General features: G+C 71.8%; 15 protein-coding genes. 8 read left to right on the top strand and 7 right to left on the bottom strand.

All coding sequences use genetic code 11. The features are described from left to right. The first annotated feature begins 69 nt into the window (after positions 1-69). The 5 genes from ACZ7G3_RS14205 to ACZ7G3_RS14185 all read left to right on the top strand — a co-directional run bounded on the left by ACZ7G3_RS14205 (position 70) and on the right by ACZ7G3_RS14185 (position 3,898). Positions 70-231: a DUF4177 domain-containing protein gene (locus ACZ7G3_RS14205; RefSeq protein WP_003975360.1), complete on the top strand. Its 162-nt coding sequence runs from the start codon at positions 70-72 to the stop codon at positions 229-231. Next, a complete protein-coding gene (locus ACZ7G3_RS14200) occupies positions 228-695 on the top strand; it encodes a RidA family protein (RefSeq protein WP_375923950.1) in 468 nt (155 codons plus the stop codon). The genes ACZ7G3_RS14205 and ACZ7G3_RS14200 overlap by 4 nt, the downstream gene beginning before the upstream one ends. Before the next feature lie 250 nt (positions 696-945). Then, positions 946-2,004 (top strand): alpha/beta fold hydrolase, encoded by a 1,059-nt coding sequence (locus tag ACZ7G3_RS14195; protein ID WP_470925805.1) that lies wholly within the window; start codon positions 946-948, stop codon positions 2,002-2,004. 80 nt (positions 2,005-2,084) lie between these two features. Continuing rightward, complete coding sequence (locus ACZ7G3_RS14190) at positions 2,085-3,059, top strand: NUDIX hydrolase (protein ID WP_470925620.1); 975 nt, start codon at positions 2,085-2,087, stop codon at positions 3,057-3,059. After that, positions 3,056-3,898 carry an MBL fold metallo-hydrolase gene (locus tag ACZ7G3_RS14185; protein WP_470925618.1) on the top strand — a complete coding sequence of 281 codons (843 nt, stop codon included), beginning with the start codon at positions 3,056-3,058 and terminating at the stop codon, positions 3,896-3,898. Before ACZ7G3_RS14190 ends, ACZ7G3_RS14185 begins: the two co-directional genes overlap by 4 nt. A gap of 111 nt (positions 3,899-4,009) precedes the next feature. On the opposite strand, the gene ACZ7G3_RS14180 is transcribed toward ACZ7G3_RS14185, so the two are convergent. Next, complete coding sequence (locus ACZ7G3_RS14180) at positions 4,010-4,684, bottom strand: Crp/Fnr family transcriptional regulator (RefSeq protein WP_003975365.1); 675 nt, start codon at positions 4,682-4,684, stop codon at positions 4,010-4,012. Positions 4,685-5,059: 375 nt separating this feature from the next. Between ACZ7G3_RS14180 and nth the strand changes: the two genes are divergently transcribed. The 3 genes from nth (at position 5,060) to ACZ7G3_RS14165 (ending at position 8,135) form a co-directional block, all read left to right on the top strand. Then, positions 5,060-6,109 (top strand): endonuclease III, encoded by a 1,050-nt coding sequence (nth, locus tag ACZ7G3_RS14175; protein WP_470925803.1) that lies wholly within the window; start codon positions 5,060-5,062, stop codon positions 6,107-6,109. A gap of 65 nt (positions 6,110-6,174) precedes the next feature. After that, on the top strand, positions 6,175-6,888 hold the full coding sequence (locus ACZ7G3_RS14170; protein WP_470925617.1) for an NUDIX hydrolase: 714 nt from the start codon (positions 6,175-6,177) through the stop codon (positions 6,886-6,888). A 47-nt stretch (positions 6,889-6,935) separates the two neighbouring features. Further along, the gene (locus tag ACZ7G3_RS14165) at positions 6,936-8,135 is read left to right on the top strand and encodes a MarP family serine protease (RefSeq protein ID WP_470925615.1); all 1,200 of its coding nucleotides are present in this window, start codon (positions 6,936-6,938) and stop codon (positions 8,133-8,135) included. An 84-nt stretch (positions 8,136-8,219) separates the two neighbouring features. On the opposite strand, the gene ACZ7G3_RS14160 is transcribed toward ACZ7G3_RS14165, so the two are convergent. The 6 genes from ACZ7G3_RS14160 to ACZ7G3_RS14135 all read right to left on the bottom strand — a co-directional run bounded on the left by ACZ7G3_RS14160 (position 8,220) and on the right by ACZ7G3_RS14135 (position 16,431). Beyond that, complete coding sequence (locus ACZ7G3_RS14160) at positions 8,220-8,408, bottom strand: hypothetical protein (protein ID WP_426523912.1); 189 nt, start codon at positions 8,406-8,408, stop codon at positions 8,220-8,222. A 148-nt stretch (positions 8,409-8,556) separates the two neighbouring features. Further along, entirely contained in the window at positions 8,557-9,525 is a 969-nt protein-coding gene (locus tag ACZ7G3_RS14155; protein WP_426601307.1) for an alpha/beta fold hydrolase, read from the bottom strand. Then, complete coding sequence (locus tag ACZ7G3_RS14150; protein ID WP_426523935.1) at positions 9,522-10,010, bottom strand: phage holin family protein; 489 nt, start codon at positions 10,008-10,010, stop codon at positions 9,522-9,524. The genes ACZ7G3_RS14155 and ACZ7G3_RS14150 overlap by 4 nt, the downstream gene beginning before the upstream one ends. Positions 10,011-10,123: 113 nt before the next feature. Then, positions 10,124-11,548: a Na+/H+ antiporter NhaA gene (nhaA, locus tag ACZ7G3_RS14145; protein ID WP_470925612.1), complete on the bottom strand. Its 1,425-nt coding sequence runs from the start codon at positions 11,546-11,548 to the stop codon at positions 10,124-10,126. A gap of 286 nt (positions 11,549-11,834) precedes the next feature. Then, on the bottom strand, positions 11,835-13,790 hold the full coding sequence (acs, locus tag ACZ7G3_RS14140) for an acetate--CoA ligase (protein ID WP_470925611.1): 1,956 nt from the start codon (positions 13,788-13,790) through the stop codon (positions 11,835-11,837). Positions 13,791-14,007: 217 nt separating this feature from the next. Beyond that, the gene (locus ACZ7G3_RS14135) at positions 14,008-16,431 is read right to left on the bottom strand and encodes a SulP family inorganic anion transporter (RefSeq protein ID WP_470925609.1); all 2,424 of its coding nucleotides are present in this window, start codon (positions 16,429-16,431) and stop codon (positions 14,008-14,010) included. Positions 16,432-16,637: the final 206 nt, after the last annotated feature.

Below are 16,637 nucleotides of genomic sequence, written 5' to 3'. Positions count from 1 at the left end.
CGGGGCTGTGGACAACGTGGTCCCGGTCGGCCCGCCGAGGCGTCCCGGGCAACGGCTAGAGTCGGCCACATGACCAAGTGGGAATACGCAACCGTGCCGCTGCTCGTCCATGCCACGAAGCAGATTCTGGACACCTGGGGCGAGGACGGCTGGGAGCTCGTCCAGGTCGTGCCCGGGCCGAACAACCCCGAGCAGCTCGTGGCCTACCTGAAGCGGGAGAAGCAGGCGTGAGCGCCGTCGAGGCGAAGCTGGCCGAACTCGGTCTGACACTGCCCGAGGTCGTTCCGCCGCTGGCCGCCTACCAGCCGGCCGTGCAGTCGGGTCCGTACGTCTACACCTCCGGCCAGCTGCCGATGGTGGAGGGCAAGCTCCCGGTCACCGGCAAGGTGGGCGCCGAGGTCACCCCGGAGGAGGCCAAGGAGCTGGCACGCACCTGCGCGCTGAACGCCCTGGCCGCCGTGAAGTCCGTCGCCGGTGACCTCGACCGCGTCGCGCGCGTGGTGAAGGTCGTCGGCTTCGTCGCCTCCGCGTCCGACTTCACCGGCCAGCCGGCCGTGATCAACGGTGCCAGCGAACTCCTCGGCGAGGTGCTCGGCGACAAGGGCGTCCACGCCCGCAGCGCGGTCGGCGTGGCCGTCCTGCCGCTGGACGCGCCGGTGGAGGTCGAGGTCCAGGTCGAGCTCGTCCAGGCGTAGGGCGACTGCGTACGGGCGGCACCGCGCGCCCGGCGCCCCACGGGAGCGTGGTGCTCCACGGGGGCGGTGGTGCGTCGCCGGCGTGTGCGTTGCCGGCGTGGCAAGAAACCTCGCCTCGCCGGCCACGCGCCCGCAGGATCGCTTCCGGTGCTCCGTGCGGAGCGGGAACCGGCCCGGTGCCGGCCCTGGTCCGCGCCGGCACCGGACCGACCGCACGTGCGCAGGAGGAGCCATGCCCATGTCCATGTCCATGCCCCAGTCACCCGTGCCCGACGGCCAGCGGCCCGCCGACGGGGCGGCCCCTCGGCCGGCCCACGGGTCAGCCCTTCAGCCGGTCCACCGCCTGGTGCCCGGTCCGGCCGGCCGGATCCACCTGGTGGAGCAGGGCAGCGGACCGCTGGTCCTGCTCGTCCACGGTTTCCCCGAGTCCTGGTACTCCTGGCGCCACCAGCTCCCCGCGCTGGCCGCCGCCGGTTTCCGCGCCGTCGCCATCGACGTGCGCGGCTACGGGCGCTCCTCCCGGCCCGACGCGGTGGAGGCGTACCGGATGCTCGACCTGGTGGCGGACAACGTCGCCGTGGTGGAGGCGCTGGGCGAGCGGTCCGCCGTGATCATCGGTCACGACTGGGGCGCGAACATCGCCGCGCACTCCGCGCTGCTGCGGCCCGACGTGTTCCGTGCGGTCGGCCTGCTGAGCGTGCCGTACACCCCGCCGGGCGGCCCGAAGCCCAGCGACGTCTTCGCCGGCATGAGCGACCCCGCCGGACCCTTCGCCGGGCAGGAGTTCTACGTCTCCTACTTCCAGGAGCCGGGCCGTGCCGAGTCCGAGATCGAGCCCGACGTGCGCGGCTGGCTCGCCGGCCTCTACGCCGCCCTGTCCGGCGACACCATGCCCGCCCCGGAGGCGCCCGACCCGCACTTCGTCGCCCCCGGCGGCAGGATGCGCGACCGGTTCCCGGACGGTCCGCTGCCGTCCTGGCTGACCGAGGAGGAGCTGGACGTCTACGCCGGGGAGTTCGAGCGCACCGGTCTGACCGGCGCCCTCAACCGGTACCGCAACATGGACCGTGACTGGGCCGACATGGCCGCCCACCAGGGAGCCCCCATCACCCAGCCCTCCCTGTTCCTCGGCGGCGACCGGGACGCCTCCACCACCTGGCTGTCCGACGCGATCGAGGCGTATCCGGCCACCCTGCCCGGCCTGACCGCCTCCCACCTCCTCGACGGCTGTGGCCACTGGCTCCAGCAGGAGCGCCCCGAGGAGACGAACCGGCTGCTCACCGAGTGGCTGGCCGCCCTTCCCGGCTGACCGCGGGCGCGGGCCTCTTCCGGTGTCCTCCGGCCCGGCGGCCACTCGAACATCCGCCCGTCACCGGATAGCCTCCGGCCATGGCGAACGGTCAGGCGGACGGTCAAGCGAATGACCAGGCGAATGTCCAGGCGAGTGTCCAGGCGAACGGTCAGTGGTACCCCGCGGAATGGCCGGACCGCATCCGCGCGCTGGCGGCCGGAACCCTCACCCCGGTCACCCCGAAGCGCGCGGCCACCGTCATGCTCCTCAAGGACACCGGCACCGGTACCGGCCCCGCCGTCCACATGCTGCGCCGGCGCACCTCCATGGCGTTCGCCGGCGGTGCGTACGCCTACCCGGGCGGCGGGGTCGACCCGCGCGACGACGACCGTGACATCGGCTGGGCGGGCCCCACGCGCGCGTGGTGGGCGGACCGGCTCGGTGTCGACGAGGCGGGCGCCCAGGCGATCGTCTGCGCGGCCGTACGCGAGACGTACGAGGAGGCGGGCGTCCTGCTCGCCGGGCCGACCCGCGACTCCGTGGCCGGCGACACGACCGGCGCGGACTGGGAGGCGGACCGCGCCGCCCTGGTCGGCCGTGAGCTGTCCTTCGCGGAGTTCCTGGACCGCCGGGGCCTCGTGCTGCGCTCCGACCTGCTGGGCGCCTGGGCCCGCTGGATCACCCCGGAGTTCGAGTCCCGGCGCTACGACACGTGGTTCTTCGTGGCCGCCCTCCCCGAGGGGCAGCGCACCCGCAACGCCTCCACGGAGGCCGACCGCACGGTGTGGATCACCCCTGCCGAGGCCGCGGCCGGGTACGACAAGGGTGAGCTGCTGATGATGCCGCCGACCATCGCGACCCTGCGCGGTCTCGCGGAGTGCGGTACGGCGGCCGAGGCGCTCGCGTCGGCCCGGGGCCGCGACATGACACCCGTACTGGCCGAGGCGCGGCTGGCCGGTGACGAGATCGTGCTCTCCTGGCCGGGGCACGACGAGTTCACCAAACACGTCCCGAGCGCGGCACAGGCGCCGGCGACACCACCTTCCGACCCGACCGGGGGAGCCCTCGCATGACGGACGCAGCAGCACTGCCCGGCCAGCCGCGGGGCGGCGTTCTCTCGGGGCCGGCCACCGCGCGCGCGGTGAACGTCCTCGCGCCGAACGCCTCCGCGATGACCCTGGACGGGACGAACACCTGGATCCTCGCCGAGCCGGACTCCGGCCTGGCCGTCGTGGTCGACCCGGGCCCGCTGGACGACGCGCACCTGCGGAACGTCGTCGACACCGCGGAGCGGGCGGGCAAGCGCGTCGCGCTGACGCTCCTGACGCACGGCCACCCGGATCACGCGGAGGGCGCCGCGCGCTTCGCCGAGCTGACGGGCACGAACGTACGGGCCCTGGACCCGGCGCTGCGGCTGGGCGACGAGGGGCTGGCCGCAGGTGACGTGATCGGGGTCGGCGGCCTGGAACTGAGGGTCGTACCGACCCCCGGGCACACGGCCGACTCCCTGTGCTTCCATCTCCCGGCGGACCGGGCGGTCCTGACGGGCGACACGATCCTGGGCCGCGGTACGACGATGGTGGCCCACCCGGACGGCCGCCTCGGCGACTACCTGGACTCCCTGCGCAGGCTCAGGTCGCTCACGGCCGACGACGGGGTGCACACGGTGCTCCCGGGCCACGGCCCCGTCCTGGAGGACGCCCAGGGCGCCGTGGAGTACTACCTCGCCCACCGCGCCCACCGCCTCGCCCAGGTCGAGACGGCCGTGGAGGACGGCTACCGGACGCCGGGCGAGGTCGTCGCCCACGTGTACGCGGACGTCGACCGTTCGCTGTGGCCGGCGGCGGAACTGTCGGTGCGGGCGCAGCTGGAGTACCTGGGCGAGCACGGGCTCATCCAGCTGCCGGACTGAGGCCTGCCCGGCCGGTTCCTGCCCGGTGTGAGGTTTGCCCCGTGTGAGGCCTGCCCGGTGTGAGGCCTGCCCGACCGGCGTGTCCGGCCGGGGCGTGCCGGCCGGGGCCGGTCAGCGGGAGCGCTTGGCCAGCCGCTCCACGTCCAGCAGGATCACCGCTCGGGCCTCCAGGCGGAGCCAGCCGCGCTGGGCGAAGTCCGCCAGTGCCTTGTTGACCGTCTCGCGGGACGCGCCGACCAGCTGGGCCAGCTCCTCCTGCGTCAGGTCGTGCACGACGTGGATGCCCTCCTCGGACTGCACGCCGAAGCGGCGGGAGAGGTCCAGCAGGGCGCGGGCGACACGACCGGGAACGTCCGAGAAGACGAGGTCGGACATGGCGTCGTTGGTCTTGCGCAGGCGGCGCGCGACGGCGCGCAGCAGGGCGGTGGCCACCTCGGGGCGGACGTTCAGCCAGGGCTGGAGGTCGCCGTGGCCGAGGGCGAGCAGCTTGACCTCGGTCAGCGCGGTGCCGGTGGCCGTGCGCGGGCCCGGGTCGAAGAGCGACAGTTCGCCGATCAGCTCGCTGGGGCCGACGACGGCCAGCATGTTCTCGCGCCCGTCGGGGGACGTGCGGTGGAGCTTGACCTTGCCCTCGGTGACCACATAGAGGCGGTCTCCGGGGTCCCCCTCGTGGAACAGTGTGTCGCCGCGGGCGAGGGTCACCTCACTCATGGAGGCGCGGAGCTCCGCGGATTGCTCGTCGTCGAGCGCCGCGAAGAGCGGGTTGCGCCGCAGAACGTCGTCCACGAGTTCTCTCCTTGTCGACCGGCTCAGAGGATCTTGTTCCCCCGGTGTACCAGGGGTCCGTGGTGCCCATTTTGCCGGACAGTCCAAACAGTGTGATCTGTCACAAGGATGCCGCACTGGTGTCCTGGGGTACGCGGCAGGGGTCCAATTGGACGCCGATCTTCGGGGTGCGGGGCAGATGTCGGTGCCGGGCCGTAGGCTGGCCGGGTGTCCAAATCGCCGGTGAGAGCACAGGCCGAGGGGGCTGCGCGGGTGGGTGTACGTCGCGATTCCGCCGTGGGCGAACAGGGCTCCGATGGCGGTAGGAAGACGGCGAGAGCGACGAAGAGGGCGACGCCTGCCAAGAGGGTGACTGAGGAGAAGGGTGCCGTGGAGATGAACGCCGAGAACGACCCGGCGCCCGCGAAGAAGACGGCGCCCGCGAAGAAGACGGCGCCCGCGAAGAAGACGGCGCCCGTGAACAAGACGCCCGCGAGGCAGGCGGCGCCCGCGAAGAGGGCCGCCCCCGCGAGGAAGGCGGCCTCGGGCAGGACCCCGGCGCCCGTGAAGAAGCAGGCGCCCGCCAAGAAGCCCGCCGTCGTCCCGAAGAAGGCCACCGCCGCCGTCAAGGGCGTGGCCCCGGCGAAGACCGTCGCCCCGAAGACGCCGGGCGGTGAGTCGCGCACCGCGCTGGTCCGCCGCGCCCGCCGTATCAACCGCGAGCTCGCGGAGGTCTACCCGTACGCGCACCCGGAGCTGGACTTCGAGAACCCGTTCCAGCTGGTCGTGGCCACGGTGCTGTCCGCCCAGACCACCGACCTGCGCGTCAACCAGACGACGCCCGCCCTCTTCGCCAAGTACCCGACCCCCGAGGACCTGGCCGCCGCCGATCCCGAGGAGGTCGAGGAGATCCTGCGCCCGACCGGCTTCTTCCGGGCCAAGACCAAGTCGGTCATAGGGCTGTCCAAGGCCCTGGTGGAGGACTTCGGCGGCGAGGTCCCCGGACGTCTCGAGGACCTCGTCAAACTGCCCGGCGTCGGCCGCAAGACCGCCTTCGTCGTCCTCGGCAACGCGTTCGGCCGCCCCGGCATCACCGTGGACACCCACTTCCAGCGCCTGGTGCGCCGGTGGCAGTGGACCGGCGAGACCGACCCGGACAAGATCGAGGCCGCCGTCGGCGCGCTCTTCCCCAAGAGCGACTGGACGGACCTCTCGCACCACGTGATCTGGCACGGCCGCCGGATCTGCCACGCCCGCAAGCCCGCCTGCGGGGCCTGCCCCATCGCACCGCTCTGCCCGGCGTACGGCGAGGGCGAGACGGACGTGGAGAAGGCGAAGAAGCTGCTGAAGTACGAGAAGGGCGGATTCCCGGGCCAGCGTCTGAACCCCCCGCAGGCGTACCTGGACGCGGGCGGCACCCCGGCACCTCCGCTGGGGGCCGGGTGACGGAACGGTCTCACGGAACGATCTCGGGGGCGTCGGGCGTTGAAATCGGCAGGACGGGGGTGGCGATGACACGGGCGAGCGACACGCAGGGGCACACGCGGGGCGGGATCCTCAGCAAGGAGGGCCTGCCGGGCTGGCTGGATCCGGTGGTGCGGGCCGTCGAGACGGTGCAGCCCGGACAGCTGAGCCGCTTCCTGCCGCCGGAGGACGGTGCCGGACGCCAGTCCGCCGTACTGATCCTGTTCGGCGACGGCGACGGCGACGGCGGGCGCGGCCCGGAGCTGCTGCTCATGGAGCGGGCCGGCACCCTGCGTTCCCACGCCGGTCAGCCGGCCTTCCCGGGCGGCGCCCTCGACCCCGAGGACGGTGACCCCCAGGGCGACGGGCCGCTGCGGGCCGCCCTGCGCGAGGCGGAGGAGGAGACCGGGCTCGACCCGGCCGGCGTGCAGATATTCGGCGTCCTGCCCAAGCTGTACATCCCGGTCAGCGGCTTCGTCGTCTCCCCGGTGCTGGCCTGGTGGCGCGAGCCCACCCCGGTCGGCGTCGTCGACCCGAACGAGACCGCGCGGGTCTTCACCGTCCCCGTGGCCGATCTCACGGACCCCGCCAACAGAGTCACCGCCGTCCATCCCCTGGGCCACAGCGGTCCGGCGTTCCTGGTCGAATCAGCGCTCGTCTGGGGCTTCACCGCCGGCATCATCGACCGGCTGCTGCACTTCGCGGGCTGGGAGCGGCCCTGGGACAGGGAGAAGCAGGTCCCGCTGGACCGGCGGTCATGACAGGGTGACCGGTGTGAGCGTACGACGACGAGGCGGGGCTTGAATCGGTGAACGTGCTGGACATCCTGTTGCTGCTGGCCGCCGTCTGGTTCGCGATCGTCGGCTACCGCCAGGGTTTCGTGGTCGGCATCCTGTCGGTGATCGGTTTCCTCGGCGGCGGTCTCGTCGCCGTCTATCTGCTCCCGGTCCTCTGGGACGTCCTGACGGACAACGCGGAGGTGAGTACGACCGCCGCCGTCGTCGCGATCGTCGTCGTCATCGTCTGCGCGTCCGTCGGCCAGGCGTTGACCACCCACCTCGGAAACAAGCTCCGCCGGTACATCACCTGGTCCCCGGCCCGCGCTCTGGACGCCACCGGCGGTGCCCTGGTCAACGTGGTGGCGATGCTCCTGGTCGCCTGGCTGATCGGCTCGGCACTGGCCGGCACCACGCTGCCGACGCTCGGCAAGGAGGTCCGCAGCTCCACGGTGCTGCAGGGCGTCTCCAGGGCGCTGCCCGCACGGGCCGACACGTGGTTCACGAACTTCTCCTCCGTCCTCGCGCAGAACGGCTTCCCCCAGGTCTTCAGCCCGTTCTCCAACGAGCAGATCCCCGACGTCCAGGCGCCCGACCCGGCGCTGGCCGGCAGTCAGGTCGCCGCCCGCGCCAAGCGTTCCATCGTCAAGGTCATGGGCACCGCCACCGGTTGCGGCAAGGTCCTGGAGGGCACCGGCTTCGTCTTCGACGAGCGCCGTGTCATGACCAACGCCCACGTCGTGGGAGGCGTGGACGAGCCCACGGTGCAGATAGGAGGCGAGGGCCGGAAGTACGACGCGACGGTCGTCCTCTACGACTGGCGGCGCGACATCGCCGTACTGGACGTACCGGAGCTGAAGGCACCCGTGCTGCGGTTCTCGGACGACGACGCGAGCCGCGACGACAGTGCGATCGTCGCGGGCTTCCCCGAGAACGGGGCGTACGACGTCCGCGCCGCGCGCGTGCGCGGGCGCATCACGGCCAACGGTCCGGACATCTACCACCGCGGCACCGTGCACCGCGACGTCTACTCGCTGTTCGCGACGGTCCGTCAGGGCAACTCCGGCGGCCCGCTGCTCACCCCGGAGGGCGAGGTCTACGGAGTGGTGTTCGCCAAGTCCCTGGACGACTCCGAGACCGGTTACGCGCTCACCGTGGACGAGATCCGTGAGGACATCGCCAAGGGCCGCACCGCGAACCAGCAGGTGGACAGCGACGACTGCGCGCTCTAGGAACCCGGTGTTCGGCGGCGCGCGTGTCGCGGGGGTGTCGGCTCGCGGGATGTCGGCTTGCGGGGCGTCCCCGGGGTGTGGGTGTCAGCTCGCGCCGCGTGGATGGCGCAGGCGCACGGAGACCCAGCGGGCCCGGCGGCGCAGGATGCGCGGGATGCCCACCCGTAGGTCCGCACCCGCCAGTTGCGGGGTGCCTCCTCGTCGGTGGGTGCTTACGCCGCTCGTCGAGCGGCCGTCGCGTGCTACGTCACTGTAGTCGTGCGTCCAGCCCATACCCGGACGTGTGCCCCCGCCCCAAGGTCGGTAACCGTTCTTGGGCCCCTCAATTGGCCTATGCGCCGGGCAAGTGGCCGTTCATAGGACAAGCGTTCTGACGTGCCTGCCGGACGTGTTCGTTCGGTCACCGGGTCGGTCGCATCGGTCACCGATCGGGTTCGGGATCCTTCAGCCAGTTGATCAGTTCGGTGGAGAAGGCGACCGGGTCCTCTTCGTGCGGAAAGTGCCCGAGACCGTCGAACAGCCGCCAGCGGTACGGCGCTTCGACGTACTGCCCCGACCCGGCCGCGCTCCGCGTCCGCATCACGGGGTCCAGCGAGCCGTGCAGATGCAGGGTCGGCACGCGCACTGGCCGCTTCATACGGCGGTAGAACTGGATGCCGTCGGGACGGGCCAGGGAGCGCACCATCCAGCGGTACGGCTCGACCGAGCAGTGCGCCGTGGAGGGGATGCACATGGCGCGGCGGTAGGCCTCCACCGCCTCGTCGTCCAGCTGTCGCGGCCCCGACCAGTCGTGGAGCAGCCGGCCGACCAGCGCGCCGTCGTCCGCGGTCAGTTGACGCTCCGGAACCCAGGGACGCTGGAACCCCAGAATGTGGGAACCCGCCCGGGTCTGCCGGACGTCCCCGAGCATGGCCGAGCGCCAGCGCCGGGGGTGCGGCATCGACGAGACCGCGAGCCGCCGCACGAGCTTGGGCCGCATCGCGGCGGCCGTCCAGGCGAGGTAACCGCCCAGGTCGTGGCCGACCAGCGCGGCGTCCGGCTCGCCGAGCGAGCGGACCACGCCGGTGATGTCGAGGGCGAGGCCGGCGGGGTCGTAGCCGCGCGGGGTGCGGTCGCTGCCGCCGACGCCGCGCAGGTCCATGGCGACCGCGCGGAAACCGGCGTCCGCGAGGGCCACCAGTTGGTGCCGCCAGGTCCACCAGAACTGCGGGAAGCCGTGCAGCAGCAGAACCAGGGGTCCGTCACCCAGCTCGGCGATGTGGAAGCGGGCGCCGTTGGCGGCGACGTCCCGGTGGATCACCTCGCGCCCGCCCGGTACACCGAGCCGTACGACCGAGGTGGGGTGCTGCGCCGATGGGGGTTGGCCCATAGGGGTGGCGGGGTCCGTCATGAGGACGAGCGTGCCACAGCCTCGATGGCTTCGGGGGACCGGTCCGCGGGCAGCTCCGGCCGCGGGTGCGGCTTGGCGTTCTGCAGCACGCCCGCCGACTGCTTCACCGAGGCGGCGACCTTCTGCGGGCCGCGGCCCTTCTTGGCCTTCTTCGCGAAGACGATGCCGATCAGCGCGAGGAGGGCCGCCACGAGGACGTTCGCCGCGAAAGACAGCAGGAAGCAGACCGCGAGGTTCCAGCCGCTCCAGGTCCGGATGCCGTAGGCCAGCGCGAAACTCAGCATCGGCAGCGAGAACACCAGGACGGCCCCGGCCAGCGAGAACGCGCCGCCGCTCGTCGCCCCGCGCTTGACGTCCTGCCTCAGCTGCGCCTTGGCCAGCGCGATCTCGTCGTGCACGAGCGCCGACAATTCGGTGGTCGCCGAGGCGAACAGCTGGCCGATGCTGCGTTCGGTGCCGACCGGGCTGCCGTCGGGTGCGCTCATCGCGGTCTCCCTCTTCTGCTGGCTCATCTGCGTACGGTTCCGTGGCTGTCGAACGCTGCCTGACTACGGCGGCCCGACCGCGTACGGTCCGTCTTTTGTACCGTCTCGTCAGATCATGCCGGACCGTCGCCCTCATCGCCTGCCCCGCCCGGCACTTCGGCAAGCCGCGCCGACTCCATCTCGTCGGCGATCCGGCGGTGCTCGGCGGCCTTCTTCTCGTAGATCGCGGCCACACGCAGGTGGTACGCGGGGTCGTCCTCCTCGTAGATGTCCGGGACGCCGCTGAGGTCGTCGTCGCGCTCCTCGTCCGCGATCAGCTTGCGGTACTTGGCGTTCCGTATCTTCAGCAGGACCGTCGCCAGGGCCGCCGCGATGAGGGAGCCGGCGAGGACGGCGGCCTTGACCTCGCTCGTCATCGCCGCGTCGCCTTCGAAGGCAAGCTCGCCGATGAGCAGCGAGACGGTGAACCCGATGCCGGCCAGGGTCGCCACCGCGAACACGTCGGCCCACTGGAGGTCGTCGCTGAGCGAGGCCTTCGTGAAGCGCGCCGTCAGCCAGGTGCCGCCGAAGATGCCCAGCGTCTTGCCGACGACCAGCCCGAGCACGACGCCGAGGGTCTCCGGCTTGGTGAACACGTCGGCGAGCGCGCCGCCCGAGAGCGCGACACCCGCGCTGAACAGCGCGAACAGCGGTACGGCCAGGCCCGCCGAAAGGGGGCGTACGAGGTGCTCGATGTGCTCGCCGGGGGAGTGCCGCTCGCCCTCTCGGGTGTGGCAGCGCAGCATCAGGCCCATCGCGACGCCGGCGATGGTGGCGTGGACGCCGCTGTTGTACATCAGCCCCCAGATCACGAGACCGAGCGGGACGTACAGGTACCAGCCGCGGACGCCCTTGCGGAGCAGAAGCCAGAAGACGGCGAGGCCCACGATCGCGCCACCGAGCGCGACCAGGTTGATCGAGTCGGTGAAGAAGACCGCGATGATCAGGATGGCGAACAGGTCGTCGACGACGGCGAGCGTCAGCAGGAAGGCGCGCAGGGCGCTCGGCAGGGACGTGCCGATGACGGCGAGTACGGCGAGCGCGAAGGCGATGTCGGTGGCGGTGGGCACGGCCCAGCCGGCCAGGGAGCCGCCGCCGGAGGTGGCGGTGATCGTGTAGACCAGCGCGGGTACGGCCATGCCGCACAGCGCCGCCACCACCGGGAGGGCGGCGGCCTTCGGGTCCTTCAGGTCACCGGCGACGAGTTCGCGCTTGAGCTCGATGCCGGCCACGAAGAAGAAGATCGCGAGGAGTCCGTCGGCGGCCCAGTGCGCGACCGACAGGTCCAGGCCGAGGGCCGCGGGGCCGAAGTGGAAGTGGCTGACGCTCTCGTAGCTGTCGCTCAGCGCCGGTATGTTCGCCCACACCAGCGCGGCGACCGCGGCGACGAGCAGCAGGACACCGCCGACGGTCTCGGTGCGCAGCGCGTCCGCGACGTAGTTCCGCTCCGGGAGGGACAGGCGTCCGAAGGCTTTTCGGGGGGTGCGGGGCGCGGTCACAGGGAGAACCTCCGGTCGATGGGCAGCACAGAACACATGCCGACCAGACTTCCCGGCGCACCATGAGGATCTTCGAGGCCCTTGATTCGAGGAACTCGTTCCGAGGATCTTGTCCCGCGGACCTTGAGGATCTTGTGTTGAGTTTCTTACGCGCTCATTAGCCTACCTAACCTGCGGCGGAAGCGCCGGGTGATCTCCGTGACGGTGCGTAACGTGACGTATCGGTGCCGGCACCCGCCAAAAGGGCACCCGGTGTCTCTCGCCGGGTGCCCTCGGAACGGACGGTTCAGTCCTCGCTGGGCGCCGCGGGGAGCTTCGTCTGGATGAGGTCCATGACGGTGGAGTCGGTCAGGGTGGTGACGTCCCCGAGCTGCCGGTTCTCCGCCACGTCACGCAGCAGGCGCCGCATGATCTTGCCGGACCGGGTCTTCGGCAGCTCGGCCACCGGCAGGATCCGCTTGGGCTTGGCGATCGGGCCGAGGGTGGCGCCGACGTGGTTGCGCAGGTCGGTGACCAGGTCCTCGGTCTCCGCCGCCGTGCCGCGCAGGATCACGAAGGCCACGATGGCCTGCCCGGTCGTCTCGTCCGCCGCGCCCACCACGGCCGCCTCGGCGACCGACGGGTGGGAGACCAGCGCCGACTCGACCTCGGTGGTGGAGATGTTGTGGCCGGAGACCAGCATCACGTCGTCGACCCGGCCCAGCAGCCAGATGTCGCCGTCGTCGTCCTTCTTGGCGCCGTCACCGGCGAAGTACTTGCCCTCGAAACGCGACCAGTACGTGTCGATGAACCGCTGGTCGTCGCCCCAGATGGTGCGCAGCATCGACGGCCACGGCTCGGTGAGGACCAGGTAGCCGCCACCGCCGTTCGGCACCTCGTTCGCCTCGTCGTCGACGACGGTGGCGGAGATGCCGGGCAGCGCGCGCTGGGCGGAGCCCGGCTTGGCGTCCGTGACGCCGGGCAGCGGGCTGATCATCATGGCGCCGGTCTCGGTCTGCCACCAGGTGTCGACGACCGGGGTGGCGTCCGCGCCGATGTTCTTGCGGTACCAGATCCAGGCCTCGGGGTTGATCGGCTCGCCGACCGAGCCGAGGACGCGCAGGGAGGACAGGTCGAACTTCGCGGGGATGTCGTCGCCCCACTTCATGAACGTCCGGATCGCGGTGGGCGCCGTGTAGAGGATCGTCACGCCGTACTTCTGCACGATCTCCCAGAACCGGCCCTGGTGCGGGGTGTCCGGCGTGCCCTCGTACATGACCTGCGTGGCGCCGTTGGCGAGCGGGCCGTAGACGATGTACGAGTGGCCGGTGACCCAGCCGACGTCGGCGGTGCACCAGTAGACGTCGCTCTCCGGCTTGAGGTCGAAGACGGCCCAGTGCGTGTACGCCGTCTGCGTGAGGTAGCCGCCGGAGGTGTGCAGGATGCCCTTGGGCTTGCCCGTCGTGCCGGACGTGTACAGGATGAACAGCGGGTGCTCGGCGTCGAACGCCTCCGGCGTGTGCTCGGCGGACTGGCGCTCGACGGTCTCGTGCCACCACTTGTCGCGGGAGTCGTCCCAGGCGACGTCCTGGCCGGTGCGGCGGACGACGAGCACGTGCTCGACGGTGCCGGCGCGCTCGACGGCCTCGTCGACGGCGGGCTTGAGGGCGGACGGCTTGCCGCGCCGGTAGCCGCCGTCGGAGGTGATGACGACGCGGGCGTCGGCGTCCTGGATGCGGGTGGCGAGGGCGTCCGAGGAGAAGCCGCCGAAGACGACCGAGTGGGCGGCGCCGATCCGGGCGCAGGCCAGCATCGCGATCGCCGTCTCGGGGATCATCGGCATGTAGACGGCGACCCGGTCGCCCTTCTGCACGCCCAGCTCCAGCAGGGCGTTGGCGGCCTTGGACACCTCGTCCTTGAGCTGGGCGTAGGTGATGGCGCGGCTGTCGCCGGGCTCGCCCTCGAAGTGGATGGCGACGCGGTCGCCGTTCCCGGCCTCCACGTGCCGGTCCACGCAGTTGTAGGCGACGTTCAGCGTGCCGTCCTTGAACCACTTGGCGAACGGCGGGTTCGACCAGTCGAGGGTCTCGGTCGGCTCCTCGGCCCACGTCAGCCGGCGGGCCTGCTCGGCCCAGAAGCCGAGCCGGTCAGCCTTGGCCTGTTCGTACGCCTCCGCCGTGACGTTGGCGTTGGCGGCCAGGTCGGCGGGGGGCGCGAACCTGCGCTCTTCCTTGAGCAGGTTGGCCAAGGATTCGTTGCTCACGACATCTCCCGTTCTCAGGGTTGTCCGTTGTGTCCCAGGCCACAGCTCATCAGACCCGGGGGGCCGATGACAAGGGTCGACGGACAACTGGTTTAGACCTGTCTGGTGGTCGTTCGCCCTCGTGGCCAGTGGTCATCAGTACCCACGGACGCCGGCGGCGCGGGGTTCAGCGCCTGTTACGACGCTCACACTCCCCGCGCCCGGCTACCCGTACGGCTCAGGTGGTCAGGTCGGTCTCGAGGACCAGCTCGAACACCGCGCCCTCGGCGTCCTCGGAGAGCAGGTACGCCTGGGCCTCGCCCACGTGGAAGTACATGCCCTGCAGTTCCAGGTCCCCGGCGCGCAGCGCCCGGGACACCGCGTCGTGGGCGCGCAGGTGCTCCAACTGCTGGACCACGTTGGCCAGGCAGAGCTGCTCGGCCGCGTCGGTGGGGCGGCGTCCGGCCAGCCGGGGCCGGGCAGCCTCGTCCTCGGGCATGCGCTCCAGGCTCGGCAGCCCGTGCCGCAGCCACCGCTTGAGCGGCGTCCGCGCACCCCCGGGCTCGGCGCTGAGCAGTGCCTGCATGGCCCCGCAGCCGGAGTGTCCGCACACCGTGATGGACCGCACCTTCAGGATGTCCACCGCGTACTCGATCGCGGCGGCCACCGAGTCGTCGCCGCTCTCCTCGCCGGGCAGCGGCACGAGATTGCCCACGTTGCGCACGACGAAGAGGTCACCGGGGCCGCTGGAGGTGATCATCGAGGTGACCACCCGCGAGTCGGCGCAGGTGAGGAACAGCTGGGAGGGCTGCTGTCCCTCACGGGCCAGCCGGGCCAGTTCGCCGCGTACCAGCGGGGCGGTGTTGCGCTGGAACGCGCTGATGCCACGCGCCAGTTCCCGTCCGCTGGATCCGGCGGCCCTGCCCGGGCCACCGCGTCCGGTGAGCGTGGCCGGACCGTCGGCGCCGCTCGGACCGGTCGTCGTCCCGGACGACTCTCCGGTGCCGTCCTGCCGGTCGGCGCCGGGCGGGGGCGCCGGCTGCGGGCGCTCGCACTGGTGGTTGCGCCAGGGTGTCCAGGGGCGGCAGCGGCAGCCGTCCGCATCGGCCGGTTCGGAGATGCGGGTGCCGGGACGGCGGCCGGTGATGTCGACGGAGCCGCCCTGCGCGGTGTGCGTCTTCTGCCAGTCCTGCAGCGTCTCGTAGGCCGCGTGGTCCATGAACGACCCGTCCAACTCCACGACGGTGTCGGCTCCCTGGGGGACTTGGTGCAGGACCCGGCTGAGTCTCGGCACGGCGAGGAACGTCAACTGGCCCCGGACGTGGACATGATGGACTCCTTCCGTCTCGTCGTGCGTGATCCGGGTGCGGGACAGGCGCTGCAGGGCGACGCCGACGGCCACGGCGATGCCCAGTGCGACGCCCTCCAGGACGCCGAAGAACACCACGCCGCAGGTGGTGACCGCGTAGACCAGCACCTCACGGTGGCGGGTCACCGTGCGGATGTGGTTCAGGGACACCATTTTGAGGCCGACGGACATGACCAGGGAGGCGAGTGCGGCGAGCGGGATGAACTCCAGGGCCGGGACCATCAGCAGTGCGGCGATCACTACGAGAACGCCGTGCAGCATCGTGGAGTTCCGGCTGACGGCGCCCGCGCCCACGTTCGCCGAACTGCGCACGGCCACACCGGCGATGGGCAGTCCGCCGAGCGATCCGGAGACGATGTTGGCGGCACCCTGCCCGAGCAGTTCGCGGTCGAGGTCGGAGCGTTTCACCCGGCCGCTCAGACCCGGCCGGGCGGCGACCAGTTTGTCCACGGCGACCGCGCCGAGCAGGGACTGCACACTGCACACCAGGGTGGTGGTGAGGACGGCGGCGATCAGGCCGAGCACCGGGCCGTCGGGCAGCGTGGCCAGGGCGTGGCTGCTCCAGGACGGCAGGTCGACCTTGGGCAGGCGGAGCCCGGCGAGGGCCGCGACCACGGTGGCGCCGGCGACGGCGACCAGGGCGGCGGGGACCTTGCCCAGGAGCTGCCCGGCCCGGCCGGGGACCCGCGGCCAGAGCAGCAGCAGGGTCAGGGTCAGCACGCTCACGGCCAGGTCCGCCGGTCTCGGGCTCGCCAGCTGGGCGGGCAGGGCCCGCAGATTGTCGGGCACCGAGCTCTGCGGGGTGCCGCCGAGGACGATGTGCAGCTGGGCGACGGCGATGGTGACGCCGATGCCGGCGAGCATGCCGTGCACGATGGCGGGGCTGACGGCGAGCGCGGAGCGCGCCACGCGCAGGCAGCCGAGGCCCAGCTGGGCGAGCCCGGCGAGCACGGTGATGGCGCAGGTCGTACGCCATCCGTAGCGCACGATGAGGTCGGCGGTGACCACGGTGAGTCCGGCGGCGGGACCGCTGACCTGGAGTGGGCAGCCGCCGAGCCGTCCGACGACGATCCCGCCCACCGCGGCCGCGACGAGGCCGGCCTGGAGGGGGGCGCCGGTGGCGAGGGCGATCCCGAGGGAGAGCGGCAGGGCGATCAGGAAGACCGCGATCGAGGCCGACACGTCGGCGCCCGCGACGCGGAAGCGCCGGGGGCCGCGGGGTGGCGGGCTGTGGGGTGGATGGACGTGCTTGGTTCGGGCCGAATCGGCCCGGGCGGGTACGCAGGCTGACATTGTTTCCCGTCTCCTCCGGGGCTGCGCGGTCGCGGTCATGGTCGGTCCACCGCTGGGCGGGGACGGTTCGCGGCCGTGGGTCACGGCGGGATGCCGAGCACTCACCGAGCACTCGCCGAGTGCGCAAATCGTCGCGCTCGGTAAACAGATCGTAATCCAGAGTAAAGGGAAGGCATAGATTTTTCGCGCAAATGGAGTAATGGGCC

The sequence above is a fragment of the Streptomyces sp. NPDC037271 genome (assembly GCF_055603605.1).
Note: the sequence above shows the minus strand (reverse complement) of the source record. Positions and strands in the feature narration are given on the sequence as shown.

What these genes read in the sequence shown, in the direction of transcription:
- ACZ7G3_RS14155 (WP_426601307.1), bottom strand. Translation starts at nt 9,525, where the DNA reads ATGACGGACCCCGCCACCCCTATGGGCCAACCCCCATCGGCGCAGCAC.
- nth (WP_470925803.1), top strand. Translation starts at nt 5,060, where the DNA reads ATGAACGCCGAGAACGACCCGGCGCCCGCGAAGAAGACGGCGCCCGCG.
- ACZ7G3_RS14160 (WP_426523912.1), bottom strand. Translation starts at nt 8,408, where the DNA reads ATGGGCTGGACGCACGACTACAGTGACGTAGCACGCGACGGCCGCTCG.
- ACZ7G3_RS14195 (WP_470925805.1), top strand. Translation starts at nt 946, where the DNA reads ATGCCCCAGTCACCCGTGCCCGACGGCCAGCGGCCCGCCGACGGGGCG.
- ACZ7G3_RS14185 (WP_470925618.1), top strand. Translation starts at nt 3,056, where the DNA reads ATGACGGACGCAGCAGCACTGCCCGGCCAGCCGCGGGGCGGCGTTCTC.
- ACZ7G3_RS14135 (WP_470925609.1), bottom strand. Translation starts at nt 16,431, where the DNA reads ATGTCAGCCTGCGTACCCGCCCGGGCCGATTCGGCCCGAACCAAGCAC.
- ACZ7G3_RS14170 (WP_470925617.1), top strand. Translation starts at nt 6,175, where the DNA reads ATGACACGGGCGAGCGACACGCAGGGGCACACGCGGGGCGGGATCCTC.
- ACZ7G3_RS14190 (WP_470925620.1), top strand. Translation starts at nt 2,085, where the DNA reads ATGGCGAACGGTCAGGCGGACGGTCAAGCGAATGACCAGGCGAATGTC.
- ACZ7G3_RS14205 (WP_003975360.1), top strand. Translation starts at nt 70, where the DNA reads ATGACCAAGTGGGAATACGCAACCGTGCCGCTGCTCGTCCATGCCACG.
- ACZ7G3_RS14150 (WP_426523935.1), bottom strand. Translation starts at nt 10,010, where the DNA reads ATGAGCGCACCCGACGGCAGCCCGGTCGGCACCGAACGCAGCATCGGC.